Origin of the sequence: Bacillus sp. JJ1521 (genome assembly GCF_036965165.1) — a bacterium.
In the GTDB taxonomy this organism is placed as follows: domain Bacteria; phylum Bacillota; class Bacilli; order Bacillales; family Bacillaceae_L; genus Ferdinandcohnia.
Window position 1 is genome coordinate 1 of the sequence record NZ_JBALOX010000291.1, and the last position, 1,820, is coordinate 1,820.

At 33.7% G+C, this 1,820-nt stretch carries 1 protein-coding gene; it reads left to right on the forward strand.

The genetic code is table 11. The features are described 5' to 3' along the window. Positions 1-226 precede the first annotated feature (226 nt). Positions 227-1,816, forward strand: coding sequence for a sensor histidine kinase (locus V7147_RS24895; protein ID WP_335370480.1), 1,590 nt, complete (start codon positions 227-229; stop codon positions 1,814-1,816). Positions 1,817-1,820: the final 4 nt, after the last annotated feature.

Sequence of the window (1,820 nt, forward strand, 5' to 3'; positions counted from 1 at the left end):
TTTCCTAAAATGGAGAGGGAAAAACGTAATAGTCAATGAAGAAGGATGATAAAAAGGAGACGATGTCTCCTTTTTTTTGCTTCAGGAAGACGCATTGAGTGTTGACATCGTCACACTCTTTTTTTAATTTGGCAAAAATGATATACTTGATTAATTCTGACTATTCAGCATAAAATTAGTATAAATATCCTATTTTTAAATGATAGTGGAAGGGAATTCAGCCATCATGAAAGTGACATTACAATCTAAACTTCTAATACTAATCATATCGTTACTACTTTTTGTAATTATTTCATTAACTGGTACCATTTCGTATTTTGAGTCAAAACAAACCGAACAAGAAATGGGGAAACTTGCATTACAAGTTGCTACAACCGTTTCATTTACGCCAGATATTCAGGAAGCATTTGAATTAGAAGACCCTTCAAAAGTAATTCAACCGATCGTTGAACATATACGTGAAGAAGTAGGTGCGGAATATATAGTTGTAGGGAATAAAGATAGTATTCGTTATTCGCATCCACAGGAATGGAAAATAGGAAAAAAGATGGTTGGAGAAGATAATGATAAAGCTTTAATTCATGGTGAGTATTATTCTTCTAAGGCTATAGGTTCCTTAGGGCCATCTTTGCGTGGAAAAGCACCGATCTTTGATCTGGAAGGAAATATCATTGGAATTGTATCAGTGGGATTCATGCTAGATGATATACATGCAGTGATTTTAAATACATTAATGAAGTATAGCATGATTGCTTTCTTCGTGTTGATCCTAGGAATTGGTGGAGGGATACTCCTAGCAAAAAACATCCGTAAAGATATTCTTGGGCTTGAACCACACCAAATTGCCTCTTTATATCGAGAGCGGAATGCCATTTTATATTCCATTAAAGAAGGGATAATAGCAGTTGATGAGTATGGTAAAATAAATTTAATGAACCATAATGCAAAGAGTATGCTAGGAATAAATGAGAATTCTGTTAATAAACCAATAGAAGATGTGGTACCAAATACCGAAATGTATCGGGTATTACAGTCAGGGTATTTTGAAAGTGATCGGGAAATGCTTCTAAATGATAGAGTTGTTATTGTAAATAGGACACCGATAATTGAGAAGGATAGAATAGTAGGGGTGGTTGCAAGTTTCAGAGATAAAACAGAAATTACTGAAATGATTAATACACTTTCAGAAGTACGAAAGTATTCTGAGGATTTACGCGCGCAAACACATGAGTTTACAAATAAGTTATATGCTTTGTCAGGTTTGCTCCAGTTAGGTGAATATGAGGAGGCAATAGATTTCATTCAAATGGAATCTTCCAATCATCAAATTCAAAGTAGAATTTTATTTGAACAAATACATGATCATAAAGTTCAGGCAATATTATTGGGGAAAATCGGAAAAGCCTCCGAGCATAAGATAACCTTTACGATTGATCCAAATAGTTTTTTGCAACTGCTTCCAAAACATGTTAACCTATCTAAATTAATCACTATTTTAGGAAATATTATCGATAATGCATTTGAAGAAGTAATGAAAAGTAATCGTAAGAAAGAGGTTAGTTTTTTTACAACGGATATTGGTAATGATATTGTTTTTGAAGTAGCAGATTCAGGGAATGGCGTCGATTTTGGAAATCAAGCTGCCATTTTTACAAAAGGCTTTTCGACTAAAAATGAAAAAAACAGAGGATTTGGTTTAGCCAGTGTTAAACAGGCTGTGACTGAGTTAAATGGTACAATTGAAATAAGTAATAATGATGGTGGCGGAGCGGTTTTTTCTATCTTTATTCCTAAACAAATGAATCATATAAGCTAAGGGG